Genomic DNA, 22,754 nt, shown 5'->3' on the forward strand with positions numbered 1-22,754 from the left:
ACATTCATTGATTAATTAACATTTTCTTAGTTTTTAATTAAAAGAAGATAAAATTAGTAATACTATAAGCTAATTACTTATCCGATATTTATTTTTCATTGTATTAAAGAGTTTTCTTTAGTAAATAAAGAAGGATATTGTTTTTTGTAGTAGCTGACAATCATTTTTGAAACATTATTATAAGCGATGATTCCTTCATTTTGTGAATTTGATTTAAGATATATATTATTCATGTAAGAAAATACATCTGATCCTAAGCCTGACATTCCCAGGTAATACTTTTTTTCTTTCTCTCGATCCAACTTCATTCCTTTTGAATAATTTTTTAAAATTAAATGAACATATGCTGAATCATTTACATATATTTCACGTAATAAATAATTTAAAGCTTTATATTTAACACTATATTGAAAATCTTTATTAGGAGAAGATTCTCCCATGTAGAATGAATAAAAATTCGCTTCATCTTCTCTTGCGACCCCTACCTGGTGGCCCATTTCATGCGCTATAGTAAATGGTATCGAAGTATCCGGAATATCTTTAGCAACTTGCGCTTCTCCCGTAAAGGGATTGTAATATCCTAATATTCCCAATTTAATTATAATAGGATTTAATATAGATTTTTTAATGTTTTCTTTTTGTCTAGGAATACCATAAAAAGCGCTCTGCTCCTGATTAATTATCATAATCATTTTATCACGATCCACCGCAAATTCTCCATTTTTATTATTAGAGACCTCTTCCTTTAACTTTACACATTCATTCAACAAATGCCCGGCAACAATTTTATAATCAATCAAAAATAATTTTTCACGAGAATTTTCAAATTGATAAAAATTACTATAATTATATAAAAGCCCAAAGGATAACATAAACCATCCATACAAGATGTTGATAAGAAATAATATCTTTATAAAACAAGAGGCAACCTTTTCTTTCTTTTTTTTAATATAAAAAACTGATACTTGTATTAACCAGATTATAATAAGTACTAATAAAAATATATAAAAAATGTCTCCTACTGAAATTGAAATAAATCCAAATATTGAATTTAGAAAGAACTTTACTTTTACTATCAAGTGAAAATACCAACTATCTGTTGGACTTAAACTCATTTTAAAAGCCTGAAATATGAAAAATTGTAACAGAAGTGAAGACAATAAACCGCTTATACTTACTTTTATTTTCCTCTTATGTAACATACTTATTGAAATTTTATTGCTTTTATAGGGGATATTTTAGTAATTAAAAAGGAAGGTAAAAGTAAAACTATCCCACTAATTATTAAAGACACTAAAGATATAATAAAAATATAAAAGAAATTTATATAAACAGGAACTGAACTTACATAGTAATTATCGGGGTTCAGTTTTATGATCTCAAAATACTTTTGAATATATAACAAGGCTATAGCCATACAATTTCCCACTAACAAACCCGGAATCATTATGAAAAGGGTGTAATTAATAAAAATTTTTCTAATTTGTTTATTCGAAGCTCCCAATGTTTTTAACATTCCAATTGAATTGGTTCGCTCAATAATCAGAATAAGAAGTACCATAATAATATTTATGACAACCACTACCATCATAATTGACATAATTATGAAAATATTTGTATCAAAAATTCGTATCCAATCATTGATTTGGGAAAATGTTGTGGTTGCTTTTTCCGCATAATTATTAAATCCGGCACATTCCTCTATTTTCGGGAAAACCTTATCTAAATCTTCAATATCTTTGATAAAAACATCGTATCCGCCTATATCTTCCTCATTCCAATGATTTAGTTTTTGAATGTGTTGTATATCTCCTATCAAAAATACATCATCGATTTGCTTTATGTCTGTTCTAAAAATACCTTTTAACGTAAAACGTCTGTAAATAGGTGTTTGATTTTCTCTTACAAAGAACATTACAAAAGAAGAATCAATATGAAGCTTCATTTCTTTAGCTATTTTTTCGGAAAGCATAACCTCATTACTAATGGATTTTTTAGTATATCGGGGAATTTCTCCTTTTATCATGAATTCTTTAAATCGTTTTCGATCAAAATCTTCGGAAACTCCTTTTAAAATTACACCGGCAAAGTTTACTTTTGTTCTAATTACCCCGCTTCTGGTAGCATACTCCTGAATATTAGAAACATCCGGATTCTCTTTTATTTTTTCAAGTTGAACATTTTTTCTATTTAATTTAGAACTGTTAAACGAATTATTACTGTCGTAACTTCTTATAGTTATATGACCATTAAAATCGGCCATTTTCTGTTTGATAGCTTTTTTAGATCCTAGTCCTATAGCCATAGTCAAAACAGAAACTATGATACCTATAGCTATTGCCGCTTGGCCTATACGGATTATGATTTGTGAAAGATTTTTTTTATTACTTTTTGAAAATGCAATTTTTTTAGATATAAACCAGGTAAAATTCAACTCGGAAATTTTTTTCAAATATACTCAATTGTTTACTATTTATACGTTTTTTAGCCTATTTCGTTATATAAATGAGGATTTTAAATTTATGCATGTATATTTCGTATAGTAAAGATAGCTAATCTTTATTTTACTATCATGGTTATCGTATTCTTAATATATATTATTTTAGTAGACCATATTTTAATTTGTCTGATATAAAGATGTTTATTTAATTTTAAAAGTTTAAATCCAGTAGATAAATTTTTACGAATATATATTATTCAAGTTGTATAGAGAAAGATGATCAACAAAAGCTGCTAAATCCATTGATAAAGCATCCTATACATATCTTTTAAAATGCTATAACTTTTTTTCATTGAACAAATGACTCCGAGTATAATCCGAGTATAATAAGTATAAAGAGTAAAAATTGATTGTAATAAATGTAAAATACTATTAGATAAAAAAAATAATAATGCAAATGCATCTTATAATGAGGCGTGCTTTAAAATCATAGTTAATTCCAAGTTCAACTCCAAAATGGGTTGCTAATGCATTATAACGAGTTGGTTGTTCTGACACCATAAATAACATTTTTTTCTAAATCTTTTTTTGACCTATTTTAATAAACTCTTCTAATTCAATCTCAGGTTATTCCTATTTCTTTTTTTACTCTTATTTAATTCGATTTCTCAATATCTTCTTGGTTGCTCACCCAAACATATTCTCCGTAAGTCATAACTCCGGCAATTAACCTCAATGTAGCGGATAATACTATAAATTCCCTATTCGTACTAGTTGTTGTAACTCTTATTATTAACCTGTTAGTGCAAAGTATCCTATCAGTTAATAATGCTGTATATATTCAACTGATCTTATGGACATAATATCTCTACAAGGCAAAAGTTTCTTTCATCATATTTTTTACTACTCAGTTCGTCATATCTTTTTATTAATTAATCATGAACAAATTCTTCTAAAAATTCATAAATCGGCTGCATAAGCTTATATATATTCGTTGTATATGCTATAAAATTTCTATTAAATAGTTTTTCATCATCGAAAGGCTTGACTGTATAAAACTCTTTTAATTTTAAATATTCAGCTGCCGGATTTTCTTTATCAAATCCTACGGGTACTCTTTTTAAAACGTTAGAACCCCTGGATAAATCCCCTATTTCTTTTTTGAATTCACTATCAGATAGTAGTGTTCGAAATTCTTTATAGTTTTTCGATATACCTTGGCGAATGTTTTTTAATTGATGCGAGGTTAAACCATAATATCCGCAACTTAGAAAGGTATTTCCCGGTTCTACATGTATATAGAATCCTGATCCTTTTTTCTCGCTTATCACAGCACCAAAATGGGTTTTATAGGGTGTTTTATCTTTTGAAAAACGCATATCTCTATAAATTCTATAAATGCATTTTTTAGGAATTAAATATCTTGTTTGAATATCAAATTGAGATATTGAATGGATTAGCTCTGACACTAATTGCTCAAAATCTTTATGGGAATTTTCATACCAATCTTTATTTTTTGCAAACCAGTCTCTATTATTATTTTTTTTTAATTCTGACAGAAAAATTATGGTATCTTTTTGCAGCATCCCTTTTAATTTACTATATACAAATATATTAATAAGTATTATAGTTAATTAAAAAAATAAGATAAATTTAGAATTTAAAATTGAATAAAAAAGTCCTGAGTTTAATTTTTCAGGACTTTACGTATAATAATGTTTTATTCCCATTCAATAGTTGCAGGTGGTTTGGATGAGATGTCATAAGTAACACGATTAATTCCTTTAACTTCATTTATAATACGATTAGAAACTAATTCTAAAAATTCATAAGGAAATTTAGACCAAGTGGCCGTCATAAAATCAACCGTATTGGCAGAGCGAATTACTGCCGTATACTCGTAAGTCCTTTCATCACCCATAACTCCAACGGATTTTACCGGTAAAAGAACTACAAATGCCTGGCTTACTTTATCATATAAACCATGTTTAATTAATTCCTCAATAAATATTTCATCTGCTTGTTGTAGAATTTTTACTTTTTCTTCGTCAACTTCACCTACCACGCGAATTCCTAAACCAGGCCCCGGAAATGGGTGGCGATACACCAATTCTTTTGGAATACCCAATTCTATGCCCACTTTTCTAACTTCATCTTTAAATAGTTCTCTTAATGGTTCCAATAATTGAAGATTCAGTTCATCCGGTAGTCCGCCAACATTATGATGTGATTTAATTACGGCTGAAGGTCCCTTTACAGATTTCGATTCTATAATATCCGGATATATAGTTCCTTGAGCAAGGAAATCAATATCTTCCATTTTAAACGCTTCTTCTTCAAATACTCTTATAAACTCATTGCCTATAATTTTTCTTTTTCTTTCGGGTTCATTAACTCCCTTTAGCTTAAAGAAAAATCTTTCCTCAGCATTTACTCTTTTTATATTCATATGAAAATGCTCTCCATACACTTTCATAACCTTATCTCCTTCATCCTTACGCAATAAACCGGTATCAACAAAAATACAGGTTAGCTGATTTCCTATCGCTTTTTGTATTAAAACAGCAGCAACGGAAGAATCTACTCCTCCGGAAAGCCCGAGCATCACTTTTTTATTTCCAACTATCTCTCTTATCTTCCTTACTTCTGTTTCAATAAAATCAGAAATTTCCCAATTCTTATTACATTGACAAATATCAAAAATAAAATTTCTCAAAATGAGTTCTCCATATTCACTATGAGAGACCTCCGGATGAAATTGGACTGCGTAAATTTTTTTGTTTTCATTGGCAATACATGCAATAGAATTACTAGTTGTTCCTATAAGCTCAAAACCTTCCGGTAATTCGGTTACTTCGTCAAAATGGCTCATCCATACTGTAGAGTTTTGTGGAAGATTGGTAAGAAGTGGGGTATCCTTAACAATTTTAAATTCAGATTTTCCATATTCTCCTTTTATTCCCTCAGATACTTCTCCACCTAAAATTTTAGCCGTAACTTGCATGCCATAGCAAATTCCCAAAACCGGTATATTTTGCTCATATAATTGATCTTCAACCAAATGAGCATTCTCTGAATTAACCGATGAGGGGCCGCCAGAAAGTATGATTCCCTTAGGCTGATGAGATAATATTTCTTCTATTGGAGTATAATAGGGTAAAATTTCAGAGTATACACCAAATTCACGGACTCGGCGTCCAATCAATTGATTGTATTGGGAACCGAAATCCAAAATGATAATTCCATTTTTCATTAAGTATCGTATAAATATATTTTAATTGCCAACGTTCACCTTCTTTAACAGAAAATCTCATGATACATATGCTTAAACTATAGTTAGATTTATGTAGCTGAAATTAATGCATATATTTTTTATCACTTGTTTAAATAATTCCAATTGCGTTTTGACTGAATATTTAAATAAATTGAATTTATTTTTTTAAATTTTGCAAATTTAAAAAAATTATCATAAATCTCTACAGCCGGCTTTTATAGCTTGCTAGCATATCACCTATATTTTATAAATATATGTTAAAATATATTCAATTTGATGTGTTTTATCATAATATTCCCCTACTTAAGAAATACCATACAATAGATAAATTTAATACCAATAAACTTATTTTTTGCGTAATAAAAAATTCTTACAAAATATTTTTTGATTTATCTTATACAATTTAAAATTATAGATTTAATAAAATAAAAGTTTTTTAGTTTAATTACTATTAACAAAAATTTATAACATCTTCTTTGATGATAGGATCTCCACCCAAAATAATTAACCTTTCCACAACATTCCTTAATTCCCGAATATTTCCGGTCCATTCAAAAGTTTTTAAAATATCAATAGCTTCTTTATCAAACTTTTTTACTTTAGAGCCGTATTCTTCTGCTATAACTCCCAAAAAATGTTCAATTAAAATGGGTATATCTTCGATCCTGTCTTTCAAAGCAGGAACTTTAAGTTCAATAACAGATAGCCTATGATATAAATCTTCTCTGAATCTTCCTTCTTTAATTTCTTCTTTTAAATTTTTATTTGTAGCAGCAAGTACTCGAACATCCACTGAAATTTCACTATCACTCCCTACTCTGCAAACTTTACCCTCTTGTAGAGCTCGCAGCACTTTAGCCTGAGCTGATAAGCTCATATCTCCTATTTCATCCAAAAAAAGAGTACCTTTATTAGCTAATTCAAATTTACCTTGTTTATCTTTTACAGCTCCTGTAAAAGAACCTTTCATATGACCGAAAAGTTCACTTTCAATCAATTCAGAAGGAATAGCAGCACAATTTACCTCAACTATAGGCATTGCTGCCCTATCACTTTTTTCATGTATGGAATGGGCTACCAATTCTTTTCCTGTACCGTTTTGTCCGGTAATTAAAACCCTGGCATCAGTTAAAGCAATTTTTTCAATCATTTCTTTAATTTCCTTAAGCTTTTTAGAGTTCCCGATCATTTCGTACTTCTTACTGACCTTTTTCTTAAGTATTTTATTCTGAGAAAAAAGCTTTTGGTTTTCACTGATAAGATTTTTCTTATCTAATGCATTTCTTACTGCACTTAATAACCTGCCTAAATCCGGTGGTTTAGAAATATAATCAAATGCTCCTTTTTTAATACAATCAACTGCTATTTCAATAGTACCATGTCCTGAGATCATTATAAAAGGTAGTAGAGGTTTTTCTTTCATTATCAGACAAAGTAATTCTTCTCCATCCATCTTAGGCATTTTTATATCACATATTACCAGATCATACTCATTTTTATCAATTAATTGCTTCGCCTCTAAACCATCCTTAGCTTCATCAATCTCAAATTTTTTATTTTCATCTAACAGTATACTTTTTAATACTCTTCGTATAGTTTCCTCATCTTCAACAATTAAAATTTTTGTCATAAATTAATTTATTTGTACTTACAAAGATACTGCTTTTAGGTTAAAAATTGATTGCTATATAGTTAGTCATTCAGATTTAGCCTGAATAAATAAATTAATTGATAATCTAAATTTCCAATATCAATAATTATATTAATTTTGTTTTTTGTAAATAATGAAGATGAAAAGACAAGCGGAAGCTAAATTACCCACCGATTGGGGGGAATTCAAAATAATAGCTTATTCAGACAATGAAAACGACTGGATGCCTCATTTAGTAATGATTAGTGAAAATACGGATTTAAGCCAAACTGTTAATGTCCGTATTCATTCTGAATGCATTACGGGTGACTTATTTCATTCTAAAAGATGCGACTGTGGAAAGCAATTAGATGCTGCCATTAAATATATTCATGAAAATGGAGGTGTTCTCCTTTATTTAAGACAGGAAGGAAGAAACATTGGAATTATCAACAAACTTAAGGCATACAACCTTCAAGACAAAGGTCTTAATACTGCTGAAGCAAACATAGAATTAGGATTTCCGGCCGATGGCAGAGATTTCAAAATTGCGGTGGAAATTCTGGAAGAATTGGGAATTAAATCAATCAATTTATTAACCAATAATCCGGAAAAGATATCTTTTATCAATGATAGTTCCATACAATTAATAAATAGAATTCCTCTTGAAATAGCGCCGGAAAAAGAAAATTTAGATTATTTGAAAACTAAGAAAAACTTCTTCGGTCATTTTCTAAACAATATTTAATAGGACATCAACTTACTATAATTTTTAAAACTCTTTCTTATGCCCATTTTTATTTAGTTTATCGAATATAATTTTTTTATAAAAATCATATAATCACATTGTATATATTTTGTTACTGGCTACTAGTGGTCATATTAGTCTCATGTTTTATAATTATAGTTAAAATATGAAAATATTTTATGTTTTATTTTATCGTAATGAGATTCAATTAAGTTTTTTTACTTCATTCATATAAGTATTCAAGTTATAAACTTTTACCTAGCCAAATAAAAAAATTAAATATTTATCTATATCATTTACTAATAGTTTTATTACTAAATATATTTTTTTATAAATTTGATAAAATTATCACTATATAATAATGTCAACAAATTTAACCACACTATGGGAAGATAAACTTCTTAATCGTTTTTTAAAATATGTTAGCTTTCACTCTACCAGTGAAGCCGGCGTAGATAAAACACCTAGTACTGAAAGGCAATGGGATATAGCTAAATACATTTTCAACGAATTACAGTCCATAGGATTGGAAAATGTCTCCATTGATGAAAACGGTTATGTTATGGGGTATATTCCTTCAACCTGTTCTGAAGATTTACCAACAGTAGGATTTATATCTCATTATGATACCTCTCCCGATTTTTCAGGTGAAAATATAAAACCTCAAATTTGGAAGAATTATAACGGTAAAGATTTGATTTTAAATGAGCGCACTGGTTTCACTTTAAAGGTTAGTGAATTTCCTGAGCTCAAAAACCATATCGGAGAAACAATAATTACTACCGATGGAACCACTTTACTTGGTGCTGACGATAAAGCCGGAATTGCAGAAATTGTGACCGCTGCCGAATATCTAATCCAACATCCGAAAATAAAGCATGGAAGAGTAGCCATTGGATTTACTCCCGACGAAGAAGTCGGAAAGGGAGCTGATTTATTTGATGTAAAAAAATTTGGTGCAAAATGGGCTTATACCGTTGACGGTGGAGAAGTAGGAGAATTAGAATTTGAAAATTTTAATGCAGGAGCGGCTGTCATATCTATAACAGGTAAAAGCGTACATCCGGGGTCAGCGAAAAGAAAAATGATTAACGCAGGCTTACTTGCTGTAGAGTTTTCAAATTCCATGCCTTCCAACGAAACACCTGCTACCACCGAAGGATACGAAGGTTTTTATCACTTAACAAAAATAACCGGTAATGTTGAAAAAGCACAATTAGAATATATCATTCGCGATCATGATTTTAAAAAATATGAAGCAAGAAAAGCCTTTATGAAGGAAGTTACTAAAAAACTAAACTCTAAATATGGTGAAGAAATTTTTAAAATTGAACTAGAAGATCAATATTTCAATATGCGAGAAAAAATTGAAGATAAAATGTTTATAATTGATATCGCAAAAACGGCAATGGAAATGGCAGGTGTTAAACCTAATATAAAAGCAATAAGGGGGGGTACGGATGGTTCTAAACTTTCCTACATGGGTTTGCCCTGCCCCAATATATTTGCCGGTGGTGTTAATTTTCATGGCCCCTATGAATTTGTTCCGCTTGAATCCATGATAAAAGCTACCAAAGTTATTATAGAAATTACTCAAAATATATATTAAAAAATAAAATTCACTCAGTATGAAAAGAAATTATTTTGTTCTTTTTCTTTTTTCTATAATTTTTATCGATGGTCAAACAGTTAATAAAATTATAATTAAGCTGAAAGATAATTCTCACGGAGAATTAAGTCACGCAAATAAGGTATCTAAAATAAATAAATTATTTTCATCGAATAAAACAGAAAGAATTGTACTGAGCGAGAAAGATAATAATACAATTTACACGATCGAGTTTCCAGAAAATGCAGATATTAAAAAAATTATCGAAGAATATTATAAAACAGGAGAGATAGAATACGCCGAACCGAATTATATATATACAACGCAAACTCAGTCAACATTCATTCGTCCTAATGACCCGTATTATAATTATCAATGGGGATTACATAATGACGGATCAATCTCAGCAGCCATAAAAAATTACCCTTCAAAAAATGGTGCTGATATAAATATGGAAAAAGCATGGGAAATAGAAAAAGGTAGTGATTCTATTATTGTGGCAATCATTGATACGGGTTTGAATGTAAACCATCCTGAACTTAAAAACCGATTTTGGGCTAACATCGGTAAGAATTTTATCGAGAATCAAAACCCAAAAGACTTATCTTCCACCAACGATCATGCTACCAATGTTGCGGGTATAATCGGAGCTAATGCTAATAACGGTATTGGTTTTACCGGGATTGATTGGAATTGTAAGCTTATGATTTTAAAAGTTTTGGATAACGATGGTTCAGGCTATACTACTTCGATTGCTGAAGCGATACATTATGCTGTGGATAACGGAGCTAGAGTAATTAATTTATCGTTGGGTAGTAAAAATTATTCTCAATCTATGAGCTTAGCAATTGAAAAAGCTTTAAAAAATAATGTGGTTGTAGTTGCGGCTATGGGAAATGAAAATAGTATGATAGAAAACTACCCCGCAGCATATCCCGGAGTTATAGCCGTCGGAGCAATAAATGCAGAATCTAATCGTTCTAATCCATTTTATCGCACATGGAATACCGGTAGTAATTATGGAAATCACATCTCTGTTGTAGCACCGGGCGATGTTATTTGCAGTATATATGATAATGCTTCATTTAATCTAAATAATTGTTTAAGTGGTACTTCACAAGCTTCCCCTCATGTTACCGGATTAGCCTCTTTATTACTGGCTCAAGATCCACACAGAACTCCTGCAGATATAAAAACTATTATTGAAAAAACTGCTGATGATCAAATGGGTAATCCCTTAGAGGACACACCGGGATGGGATAAATATTATGGATTTGGCAGAATCAATGCATATCGTGCTCTTTCAGAAAAGTATGTAGATAAAAATACTGATTTAACTGAAAAAAAGGTAAAAGTTTATCCCAATCCTGCTAAACAAAATTTTATATGTGATTTTCCTTCAAATACAAAACAAATTATCATTTTTAGTAATGTAGGGCAAATTATTCAATCTAAAAATATTAATGGTTTAACTAGTGACTCTTTTTATATTTCTGAACCAGGAATTTATTTCATACATTTTAAATTAGATAATGGTAAAAAAATATCTAAAAAAATTAGCATTATAAAATAATAAACTTTAAAAGCTATTTTGTTAAATAACCAATTTTCGGAAAATTGCTGAAAGTTGGTTTTTATTCTATAGGTAAGAAAAAACGGGCTGGATTTCTTATAAATAGTTTTAGTGCTGAATAAAGTATTTTTCCCATTTCTTTAGTGGGGACGTTAACTGATTTCATAGCCACCCATAACGATAATGAAAAGCTTACCAAAAAATTAAATAGTCCTATTCCGAATATTCCTATAAATCCTAAAATAAAATCTCCACAAGAAATATCTAAGTTAAAAAATGATAATGCCATTGCATAATTACCTCCCGAAAAGGTTATGTGACGAATATCGAATGGTATTCCTAAAAAATTACCAATCAAAAAAGCACTCCCTAAACAAAAACCTAAAAAAATATTGCCCGAAATACCTCCAATTTTTTTATTATACCAATTTGCCCAATTCCTTCTTCTTTTTTCATTGATGAATCGTTTTAATAAAGGATGGTTATATAGCCTTTCCGGTATATTATGATAACGGGTATAATTTTCCGTTATTCCCGAAATTAATCCGGATATAAACAAAAATACTCCGGCTATAGAAGCATACCAAAAAATTTTTAAATCAAAGTGTACCACTTCATCTCGAAAATCGGTAGCTTTATGCAAGTTCAATAATTTAATGCCTGTAAAATACGATAAACAATAATATAACAATCCCCCAACAATAAAAGCAGCAAATACATTTCCAATAAAAGCAATGAACTGACTTCTAAATATTCGTGAAAATAATAGACCAAATTCTTTATAATCACTGGCAGATAGTTCATCCTGATTTAAAGCATGTGCCAATGTTGCCGCTGTCATTGCCGGTTGTTTAGTTGCTAAAGTCCAATGTATTAAATATATGGAAACAAAACCCCAAGAATAATTGAGGCTATATAATAATGCTTGAATAAAAGGCGTATAGGTTCGCATACCTATTTGTGCCTTTATAAAACATAATATGGCTACCAAAAAACCACCTCCCATAGCAGAATAAAGCATTTGAATGTATTCTTTTGAAGTATTGGTTATATATTTTTTACCAGCTTGTCTATTATGCCAAGTTACCAGTGAAGCAACTACATAGAGAGTACTTTGAAATGAATTGGTAACACTACTTTTAGTTGAATAAATGCCCAATAATTTTTTAGTAATGTTAGCCATAGACAAGGATAGGGATTTATTATCTAATAAATATAGAGCATTTAAAAGAATTAATATACGATCAAGCTGTTGTCTTAAACAGGTTACTTTTATCGTAATTGCTAAGGATATTCCTTTACTTTCTTTTTGATCAATAATATTATCTAAATAAATTTTACATAGTTTGATTTGTTCGGATAAAGTATCTATTTTTTCTAGATTTATAATTTCATGATCTTGTAATATTTTAATCAGGCTACTTGTTAATTTTTGAAAAGGATTTTCTTCCATATTCCTTATGTAGCTCATTTTATATACTTCCGTATCAGCAGCGCCTCCTATTACCCTATCAATTAATATCAAAGCGCCCTCTCTGAATTGTTTTTTTACGTATCCTCTATTACAAATTACACTATCATCGTTAAATAAAACTTCATAAAATCTCTCCCATCTGTCAAGCGGAATTAGTTTCATGAAATTGTGGTTTACATTAGAATAAAGAACTTCATTGGATAATGAAAGTAACGTTTGATCATCAGAAATTTGTGGTAATATTTTATTACCTATTTGTCTGAAAAATAATGAAATTAATTTGTCATTAGTAAATATTCCAAAATCAGTTAAAAATTTCTGCATATAAATATTCCTAAATAAAGGAATAAGACGCTCAATAAATTTTTCTTTAATGGAGTAATTGGTTTGTAGTAAATGTGTTATATAATCTATAAAGTCAATAGAGTTATGGAAATTTTTCCTACCGTATTTAAGTAAACTTAACAGAAAATTACGTTCTTCTCTATTATTTAAAATCTTTATTAATTTTTCTTCCATCTTTATCTTCAGACTAACTTAATATTTCATTATATATTTATTTTTTATCTTTGAACAACACGAATTTTCGCATACAGTTATATTTAAAAAATATAACGATATACAAGCAAAAATAAATATATTGAATTTATAAAGTTAATATATCTTTTACAATAAAGCTGAAATTTCTTTTAAACCTTGTATTTTCGCATGTATGGCTGGTGTATTTCCTCTTATATCTGCTATCGAGGGATCAGCTCCATTCTTTATTAATAATTTTACTAAAGAAGGTCTATTAAATGAAACCGCATAAGTTAACGCAGTAGCCCCCCAATTATTAGTTTCGTTAACATTTGCTCCAGCACTAATTAATAAATCTGCAATATTTTCGAAACCCTTAAAGCATACTCCCATTAGCGCGGTATTTCCTGAAGTATCTTTTTCATCGACCAAAGAATTCAATTCCAATAAAAATCGGACTATTTCTTCATATCCATAATAAGCTGCTAAAAGTAAAGGGTTATATCCTCGATTGTCTTTACAATTTAACAAAGACATATTTTCTTTCAAAATTTCAGTTATGAGAGGTAAATTATTTTCCCTTATGGCTTGAAATAGTATTTCTTGATTACCCATATTAAATTATATTAAAAAAACTGCCGGATGATTATTCGGCAGTTAAAAAGTTTGTATATTATTCCAGTATTCCTAACGCTTTTCTAACTCCATTTCCGTATTCTGGATCTGCTTGATCAAATAATTTTAATTGTCTTTCAATTATTTCTCTGGAAACACCTTGCATTGCGTCCTTAATATTATTAAAAAGTCTCTGTTTTTCTTCATCAGTAAATAATCTAAATAAGTCTCCGGGCTGTTTGAAATCGCCGTACGTATCATTTTCTTCATATCGATCGATATCGCCATGAATTTTATAGGGCGGTTCTTGAAAGGAGCGATCTTCAACAGGGCCATTTTTAGAATTTGGCTCATAATATGCATCCGGATTTTCATTTAAATTTTCAAAAAAACGCATTGCTCCATCCTTATAATATGGATTATTTTCTACTAAGGGATGATTGGCCGGTAGAAACTCATAATGGGTTCCCAGTCTATAACGATGTGCATCGGCATAAGAGAAAATTCTGGCTTGTAAAACTTTATCCGGAGAAAATGATATTCCTGGGACTATATTGGATGGTGAAAATGCAGCATTTTCAATATATTGAAAATAATTACTTGGATTTTCATTTAATTCCATCACTCCTATTTCCATTAACGGATAATCTGAATGAGGCCATACTTTAGTTAAATCAAAAGGATTATAAGGTGTTTTTAAGGCATCTTCTTCCGGCATGATTTGAGCATAAACCGTCCATTTAGGAAAATCTCCTTTTTCTATTGCCCCGAATAACTGTTCCTGATAATATTCTCTTGTTTTACCGGTAATTTCTTCTGCCTCTTTATTGGTTAAATTTTGTATTGATTGTTGAGTTTTGAAATGGAGTTTAAACCAAAATCGTTCTCCATTATTATTCCAGAATGAGAAGGTATGCGAACTGAACCCATGCATATGCATCGGACTTTTAGGAATCCCTCTGTCTGACATTAAGATGGTTACTTGATGTAAACTTTCTGGGGTTAATGACCAAAAGTCCCACATGGCTTCACTGGATCTTAAATTCGTTTTAGGGTGTCTTTTTTGAGTATGGATAAAATCAGGAAACTTATAACCGTCTCTAATAAAAAACACGGGAGTATTATTTCCGACCATATCCCAATTCCCTTCTTCAGTATAAAATTTTAAAGCAAAACCTCTAACATCTCTGTCTAGATCTGATGCTCCCGATTCACCGGCAACCATTGAAAAACGCGCCAACATTCTGGTTTTTTTCCCAATTTCTGAAAAGATTTTTGCCCTTGTGTAACGGGTGATATCATGAGTCACCGTAAAGGTCCCGAAAGCCCCCCAACCTTTAGCGTGAACTACTCTTTCAGGTATACGTTCTCTGTTTTGATTCGCTAATTTTTCAATTAGTTGATAATCTTGCATTAGAACGGGACCTCTTAAGCCTGCCGTCAATGATTTTTGATTATTAGCTATCGGATTTCCAGCAGTAGTAGTCAACTTCTCGTTGCTCATTTTGAATTGCTCTTTAAGTGTTAATAAAGTTTTTTTTTGAGTGTTTAATAAACCTTTACATCAAATCAATTGATTGATTTTAATAATATAGCATAAATATTCCTCATATTATAATATTTGTATGCAATATAGCTATTACTATGCCAAATTACAAATTATTATCCAATAATATTTTTACTTTAAAAATTTAGCATTATATATATAAAAAAATATTAACAATATAATTACTATATTAAAATACATTTACAATATATTATATCTATTATATTTGTAAAATAAAAAATTATAATAATTAAAAATAATTATATGATTTTTATTAGTAATAAAAAATTTTAACGCTTAAATATATTAATTTATTTAAGCGTTAAAAAATATACTCTGAGCAATTAAAAATAGTTATCTCATTATTTATATATTATAACTACAAAACTAAAATATATTCATCTGAAATGTAAGTAAACAAAATATTATGCTTAAAGATTTACTTAAGAAACAAGCGTAATTTTATTTAGGTTGATCAAATAGTGCAAAGATATTTTGTAAATATTTTATATTTTTAAATAAGAAATAAAAAAAACGGCTTTATCCACCGTTTTCTTCTTTTTTTATTTTTTACTATTCTTTATATATTAATGATTTTACATAGTTATAGGTTAATTATTAGGAATATACTTTTAATAAATTATATTTTTTTAACCTAAAACTTTAAGTTTAGCGAATTTCAACAATAACTTTTTATCTCCTTCATTTTCAAAATTTATAAGTGCTTTTGCATTTTCAGGATCTCCCTCTATAGAAACCACTTTTCCTTTACCAAAACGATCATGCAAAACATAATCCCCAATTTTTAAATTAGCAACCGAACCACCTACCGGATTCGCTAGTTTGGCGTTAGAAATAGATTTTAAGTTTTGAGGAGGTTTAATTTGCCCTTTCAACTTCTTATAAACAGGGTCAGAACTTTTTGGATATCTTGGGGCAAAATCATCTGCAAATAAATCTGAATTTAAACCCGAATGGTTTCTTATCGTATTAGTAAAGCTAATATTCAATATTTCAAGGTGCTTTTCACAAATTTCTTCTAAAAATCTACTTGGCTCTCCTTCAACTATTTTCCCCCACCTGAATCTAGTCGTTGCATAAGTAAAATAAGCTTTTTCTTGAGCTCTGGTTAATGCTACATAAAATAATCTTCTTTCTTCTTCTAATTCTTGACGTGTATTTAATGACATCTGAGAAGGAAATAAATTTTCTTCTAATCCTACTATGAAAACAACCGGAAATTCCAATCCTTTTGCTAAATGTATGGTCATTAATGAAACTTTATCATCATGTTCATCTCTTGAATCCAAATCAGAAGCCAACGCAATATTTTCTAGGAAAAAGTTTAAACTGGAATCACCTTCATCCAGCTGTGTCTGCTCATCTACAAATCCTTGTAAACTATTTAATAATTCTTGAATATTTTCAACTCTGGAAATTCCTTCAGGAGTATCATCTTCTTTTAATGTCTTAAGAATCCCTGATGTAACGGCAACTTTCATGGCTACTTCATAAACATTCTCAGTCTTCAATAAAACTTGAAAACTTTTAATCATGGTCCAAAAGTTTGCTAATTTATCAATAGTTGGCTTATTTATACCCAAAGAATTACCCAATAGTTCAATCTGATTTAAAATTTCATCCAAGGACTTTTGTTGCTGATCAGCTCCGACAATAAGCTTATTTACAGTAGTATCTCCTATTCCTCTGGCCGGATAATTTATTATTCTTAATAATGCTTCCTGATCTTTCGGATTCACTAAAACTCTTAAATAGGCTAAAAGATCCTTAATTTCTTTTCTTTGGTAAAAAGATAGACCTCCAAATACTTTATAAGATATATTTTTCTTTCGTAACGCTTCTTCTATAGCTCTTGATTGAGCATTGGTACGATAAAGTATGGCAAAATTTTTATTTTTTTTCTGTTGAGACATTTTTAGTGAAAATATCTCTGAGGCTACATAATTCGCTTCATCTGCATCAGATAAGGCTCTATAAACAGGAATTTTATCACCGGAAGGATTTTGCGTCCAAACATTCTTTTCTAGCTGATCTCGATTTTTAGCGATAACCTCGTTGGCAGCTTCCACAATGATCTGAGTGGATCGATAGTTTTGTTCTAGTGGAATAATTTTTGCATCCGGATAATCTTTTTTGAAATTTAATATATTTTTAATATTCGCTCCTCTAAATGCATAAATGGATTGTGCATCATCTCCAACAACACAAATGTTTTCAAATCTTGATGCAAGTGCTTTTACAATCAAATATTGAGAATGATTGGTATCTTGATATTCATCCACCATAATATAGCGAAAACGGTCTTGATATTTGGCTAAGGATTCCGGAAAACGAGTAAGCAACTCATTGGTTCTAAGCAACAAATCATCAAAATCCATTGCGCCTGATTTAAAACAACGTTCTACATAGGCTTGATAAATATTACCAATTTTAGGACGCATGGCTGCGGTATCTGCTTGAATTAATTCCGGATTATTAAAATATGCACGAACTGTTATTAAATTATTTTTATAACTTGATATGCGTCCTAAAACTTGTTTAGGCTTATATATATCCGTATCAAGCTGTAATTCGTTAATTATTTTTTTTATAACATTTATACAATCTTGTTGATCGTAAATAGTAAAATTGGAAGGAAATCCTAATTTAATCGCTTCTGCACGTAAAATTCTTGCAAAAACGGAATGAAATGTTCCCATCCATAAATTTTTTGCTTCAGTACCCCCAATCAATAAAGATATTCTCTCTTTCATCTCTCGAGCTGCTTTATTCGTAAATGTAAGAGCAAGAATATTAAATGAATCCACTCCTTTATCTATAAGATGGGCAATCCTGTAAGTTAAGACTCTAGTCTTTCCCGAACCTGCACCTGCAATAATCATTAAAGGCCCTTCTATTGTACTAACTGCTTGTTTTTGAACCTCATTTAAATCTGCAAATAAATCTTTCATACGGAGCCAAAGTTAGGAATTATTCGTTAATTTTCTATATTATGTTAAAATGGTTGAATCAATTGTTAAACTTGTAAATTATGATTTTTATAAAGTATTAATTCGAAAAAAATTAATAGTTTTCGATCAAGGTTGGATTGTATGATATTGATTGGTAATGGGTCATAAAAAATTCTCTGAAATTAAAAAAATCAGAGAATTTTAGAATGTAATTAAGTTTGTTGATTATATTTTAGGTCCTGCTGCTACTAATTTTTTACCCTCTTCTGTATCAGTATATTGCTTGAAGTTCTCAATATATTTAGCAGCAAGGTCTTTAGCTTTTGTTTCCCACTCAGATACATTAGAATAAGTAGATCTTGGGTCTAATATATCGGATACGTTTGGTAATTTAGTCGGGAAAGTTAAATTTAAATAGGGTATTTTATTAGTGTCTGCTTTTTCGATAGATCCATCGATGATAGCATCCACTATAGCACGGGTATCTTTTAAAGATATACGTTTTCCAGTACCGTTCCATCCGGTATTCACTAAATAAGCTTTAGCTCCATGCTTTTTCATTTTAGATACTAATGTTTTTGAATACATGGTTGGATGTAATGAGAGAAATGCTTCACCAAATGCAGGTGAGAATGATGGTAGAGGTTCTGTAATACCTCTTTCTGTTCCTGCTAATTTAGATGTGTACCCGCATAAAAAATGATATTGTGCTTGTTCTTCATCTAATATGGAAACCGGAGGTAATACTCCAAATGCATCTGCTGATAAATAAATAATTTTTTTAGCATGTCCGGCTTTAGAAGGAAGAACAATCTTATTGATATAGTAAATAGGATAAGATACACGGGTATTTTCTGTAATAGACTTATCTTTGAAATCAACTTCTCCATCAGATTTTACAACTACATTTTCTAATAATGCATCGCGTCTGATTGCTCTCCAAATGTCCGGTTCTTTTTCTTCGGAAAGATCAATTACTTTTGCATAGCAACCTCCTTCATAATTAAATACTCCGTTATCATCCCACCCGTGCTCGTCATCACCGATAAGATAACGTTTTGGATCTGCTGATAAAGTAGTTTTTCCTGTACCTGATAATCCGAAGTAAATGGCTACATCACCAGCTTCTCCAACATTAGCCGAACAGTGCATAGAAGCCATTCCTTTTAATGGTAAATAGTAATTCATCATAGAGAACATTCCTTTTTTCATTTCTCCTCCGTACCAAGTTCCTCCAATAATTTGTACTTTTTGAGTAAGGTTAAACATTACAAAGTTTTCTGAATTCAGCCCTTGCTCCTTCCAATTAGGATTGGTTACCTTAGAACCGTTCATAATAAAGAAATCCGGCTCTCCATAGTGTTCTAGCTCGTATTGAGATGGACGTATAAACATATTGGTTACGAAATGTGCCTGCCATGCTACTTCCATTACGAATCTAACTTTCATTCTTGTATCTTTATTGGTTCCACAAAATGTATCAACCACATACAATTTTTTATTGGAAAGTTGTTTGGCTACTAAACCTTTAAGATTATCGAAAGTTTGTGGAGTTGTCGGAACATTAATTTTCCCATCCCACCATATAGTATTTTCGGTTACTGAATCTTTTACAATATATCTGTCCTTAGGTGAACGTCCGGTGAAAACTCCTGTTTTAACGGCCACAGCTCCTGAAGTAGTCAATTCCCCTTTCTCATATCCCTCATTTTTAGGATCCATTTCCGCTTGATAAAGTTGTTCATACGTTGGATTGTGAACAATTTCTTTAATACCTGAGATTCCATGTTTCTCTAGAGATTTTATTAAATTTTCCATAATTTAAAATAAATTAATTTTCTTATTTTTTGTATATACAAATCTAATAATATAAATCTACATATTTATATGATATAACTCACAAGTCAAAAATATCTGATTATTTAAAAAAATAAAATGTATGGAAATCAAATGAAAATATAAAGCAATAGTTTAATACTTATACTGAGTATTATATTCTAAATTACCCGTATTTTATCTAACATTAACATAACTTAATCTTTTTAATGTTAACGCGGCAATTACGAAATAAATAAAACACATGATCCACATTTGCAACCAAAGTTCTTTTATTTCTATAAGTGAAGCTCCTGATTGTGTTATCTCTAAGAAACCTTTTACTGCTAAAGTAGATGGAAATAAATAGGAAATCACTTTTATCCATTGTGGAAATGCTAATGTGGGCCAAGATACTCCGCACAAAAATAATGAAGGTATGGAAAAGATAGTTACTATCATTATAGCATCTTCTCTTTTTTTAAAGAAATTCATTAAGAATATACCTAAAAAAGTCACTGAAAAAATAAACGGAATTAAAAAAACAAATATTTCAAATGGATTACCCCGTTGTGGAAATTTAAAAATCCCCATTACTAATCCTACCTGAATTAACATCAATATCATAGATATTAATAAATAAACTCCTGATCTGCCCAATAAAACAGGAATTGATCCTAATGGCTTTTTTATAAAAGGATATAGTTTAGTAAATGATTTTCTTTCTCTTTGTGTCCCGCCCAAAACTCCCATAGCTGAAATTTGTAATGTTTGTATGGCAATCAAAAATACAGCCGGCATTACAAATGTTGCATATCCTGAAACAATATTAAATAGTGGAACCGAAACTGTATCGATTGGTCTTCTTGAAGAAACTGCTTGTTTTTGAGGAGTTCCACCTGCCATTAGTTTGTTAACTTCTATTTGCGCACTATAGGTTCCAATAGAAGCCGTAACAGAAGTCAAAAACTGTTTATAATAGAGCATATATGAGGCATCACAGTATACCGAGATGACAGGAACTTCTCCTCTTTGTAATTTTCTGGTAAAATCATTCGGTAAGAGAATAATACCTTTAATTTTACCTAAGTTAAAAAGGTTTTCAGCTTCTAACAAACTCGTAGCAGAGTAATCAATGGTGACCTGTTGAGATGAATTTAACATTCGTGTAATACTATGTGTCATCTGTGAATGGTCCTGATCCACAACAGCGATAGGTATTTTAGTAATAATTTCATGTGAATATATGTATGAATATAGAAAGCCGACTATTATAGGGCTAATAAGGTAAGATGATTTTACAGCAGCATCTGAAAAAATAAGACGAATCTCATTTATAAATGTTTTGCCAATTATTGATATATATTCTGATAAATATTTAAACATAATATCCCCCTTGTTTTAATAATCGATTGTACTTCGGCATTGAAAGAATTCCTAATAAACAAAATACCATAAAGGCTATTATATAACCGAAGTTAAGGCTTCCAATGGCAATACCTCTTATGGCATAATCAATAATAAATCGCAAATAAGAAGTAAATGGAAACGTATAACTCAAATATTGTATAATATTTGGTAAGCCTTCTTTAGGAAAAGTATATCCTGTGAATGAAAATGCTATAGCTGAATAAGATCCGCCTAACGTAAGTGCCGAACGCAAATCTTTATTAAAGCTGACGTAAAATAGCCCAAATAATTGACAAACTATTACAAATACTATAAAATAAATATTTACTATAATGAAATTACCTCTCAGTGGCACTCCTAATTTATAATATAATAGACTGTTCATAAAAAAGCCAATTATTGAAAATAGAATCGTATACGGTAAGATTTTAGCCCAAAACGATACCCATACATTACCTTTGCTTCTTACAAAAAGTTCTCTGCCTTTTCTGTCTTTTAAAACTGATCCTAAAACATAAATAGATACCACCATCATAATAATCTGCAAGCTCATAGGCATTAAAGCTATAGTAAGATAATAGGAATAGTTTGTATAGGGGTTAAATAGTATATGCTGTTTCGTAATTATTGGAGAAGCAGCTGCTATTGCTTGTTTTTGAGTCAATCCTTTTTGAGTTAAACCGTTTATATGAGCTTGAGCAGCAAAAGAGCCTACTGTAGATTGAAAAGCTTTATTGATAAGCCCTCCGGCTAAGAGATAGTTATTATTATAATAACATACTACTTGAGTATCTATATTTCTATATATATCATCTTCAAAATTTCTCGGAATAATAAGTAGGGCAAATGCTTTATCCGTCCGAATCATTTTCTCCCCATCTTTTTCGTTTTCAACTTCAGCTACAATATCCAATGAAGAAGTTGCGTTTAACATTCTTCCTAATTTTCTCGATGTATTGGATTTATCTTGATCTAACAAAACAACCGGAAATTTTCGGGGAACTCCATCTTGCAAAAGACTTGCATAATATAGAAACAATCCACAAGGTAAAATTACTGCCAAAAATATTAACCTTGGACTAGTCAATAGTCTTTGCATCTCACTTATAAATATGGAGAAAAAGCCTTT

Annotated in this window: 15 protein-coding genes; 3 read left to right on the forward strand and 12 right to left on the reverse strand. The window is 30.2% G+C overall.

What is annotated here, in order from left to right:
* Positions 1 to 95: 95 nt before the first annotated feature.
* From ASC36_RS02225 to ASC36_RS02245, 5 genes are all read right to left on the reverse strand, one after another.
* Positions 96 to 1,202, reverse strand: a complete 1,107-nt coding sequence (locus ASC36_RS02225; protein ID WP_082435379.1) for a DUF3810 family protein — start codon at positions 1,200 to 1,202, stop codon at positions 96 to 98.
* A gap of 2 nt (positions 1,203 to 1,204) precedes the next feature.
* Positions 1,205 to 2,434 carry an ABC transporter permease gene (locus ASC36_RS02230; protein WP_055424854.1) on the reverse strand — a complete coding sequence of 410 codons (1,230 nt, stop codon included), beginning with the start codon at positions 2,432 to 2,434 and terminating at the stop codon, positions 1,205 to 1,207.
* Positions 2,435 to 3,372: 938 nt separating this feature from the next.
* Positions 3,373 to 4,026: a DUF2461 domain-containing protein gene (locus ASC36_RS02235; protein WP_055424855.1), complete on the reverse strand. Its 654-nt coding sequence runs from the start codon at positions 4,024 to 4,026 to the stop codon at positions 3,373 to 3,375.
* Between the two features lie 134 nt (positions 4,027 to 4,160).
* Positions 4,161 to 5,693: a glutamine-hydrolyzing GMP synthase gene (guaA, locus tag ASC36_RS02240; protein WP_055424856.1), complete on the reverse strand. Its 1,533-nt coding sequence runs from the start codon at positions 5,691 to 5,693 to the stop codon at positions 4,161 to 4,163.
* A gap of 472 nt (positions 5,694 to 6,165) precedes the next feature.
* Complete coding sequence (locus ASC36_RS02245) at positions 6,166 to 7,344, reverse strand: sigma-54-dependent transcriptional regulator (protein WP_055424857.1); 1,179 nt, start codon at positions 7,342 to 7,344, stop codon at positions 6,166 to 6,168.
* A gap of 160 nt (positions 7,345 to 7,504) precedes the next feature.
* On the opposite strand from ASC36_RS02245, the gene ribA reads away from it, so the two are divergent.
* The 3 genes from ribA (at position 7,505) to ASC36_RS02260 (ending at position 11,274) form a co-directional block, all read left to right on the forward strand.
* A complete protein-coding gene (gene ribA, locus ASC36_RS02250) occupies positions 7,505 to 8,092 on the forward strand; it encodes a GTP cyclohydrolase II (protein WP_055424858.1) in 588 nt (195 codons plus the stop codon).
* Positions 8,093 to 8,450: 358 nt separating this feature from the next.
* On the forward strand, positions 8,451 to 9,701 hold the full coding sequence (pepT, locus tag ASC36_RS02255) for a peptidase T (protein ID WP_394331985.1): 1,251 nt from the start codon (positions 8,451 to 8,453) through the stop codon (positions 9,699 to 9,701).
* A gap of 19 nt (positions 9,702 to 9,720) precedes the next feature.
* Entirely contained in the window at positions 9,721 to 11,274 is a 1,554-nt protein-coding gene (locus tag ASC36_RS02260; protein ID WP_055424860.1) for a S8 family serine peptidase, read from the forward strand.
* A 61-nt stretch (positions 11,275 to 11,335) separates the two neighbouring features.
* Here ASC36_RS02260 and ASC36_RS02265 read toward each other — a convergent pair whose 3' ends face one another.
* From ASC36_RS02265 to ASC36_RS02295, 7 genes are all read right to left on the reverse strand, one after another.
* On the reverse strand, positions 11,336 to 13,267 hold the full coding sequence (locus ASC36_RS02265; RefSeq protein WP_055424861.1) for a hypothetical protein: 1,932 nt from the start codon (positions 13,265 to 13,267) through the stop codon (positions 11,336 to 11,338).
* A gap of 147 nt (positions 13,268 to 13,414) precedes the next feature.
* A complete protein-coding gene (locus tag ASC36_RS02270) occupies positions 13,415 to 13,882 on the reverse strand; it encodes an ankyrin repeat domain-containing protein (RefSeq protein ID WP_055424862.1) in 468 nt (155 codons plus the stop codon).
* Between the two features lie 58 nt (positions 13,883 to 13,940).
* Complete coding sequence (locus ASC36_RS02275) at positions 13,941 to 15,386, reverse strand: catalase (RefSeq protein ID WP_055424863.1); 1,446 nt, start codon at positions 15,384 to 15,386, stop codon at positions 13,941 to 13,943.
* Positions 15,387 to 16,078: 692 nt separating this feature from the next.
* Entirely contained in the window at positions 16,079 to 18,400 is a 2,322-nt protein-coding gene (locus ASC36_RS02280) for an ATP-dependent helicase (protein WP_055424864.1), read from the reverse strand.
* A gap of 225 nt (positions 18,401 to 18,625) precedes the next feature.
* Entirely contained in the window at positions 18,626 to 20,218 is a 1,593-nt protein-coding gene (gene pckA / locus ASC36_RS02285) for a phosphoenolpyruvate carboxykinase (ATP) (protein ID WP_055424865.1), read from the reverse strand.
* A gap of 195 nt (positions 20,219 to 20,413) precedes the next feature.
* Positions 20,414 to 21,601, reverse strand: coding sequence for an ABC transporter permease (locus ASC36_RS02290; RefSeq protein ID WP_055424866.1), 1,188 nt, complete (start codon positions 21,599 to 21,601; stop codon positions 20,414 to 20,416).
* Positions 21,594 to 22,688 carry an ABC transporter permease gene (locus tag ASC36_RS02295; RefSeq protein ID WP_245630721.1) on the reverse strand — a complete coding sequence of 365 codons (1,095 nt, stop codon included), beginning with the start codon at positions 22,686 to 22,688 and terminating at the stop codon, positions 21,594 to 21,596. The genes ASC36_RS02290 and ASC36_RS02295 overlap by 8 nt, the downstream gene beginning before the upstream one ends.
* Between the last annotated feature and the right edge of the window lie 66 nt (positions 22,689 to 22,754).

It is taken from the genome of Apibacter mensalis, from assembly GCF_001418685.1.
Lineage (GTDB): Bacteria > Bacteroidota > Bacteroidia > Flavobacteriales > Weeksellaceae > Apibacter > Apibacter mensalis.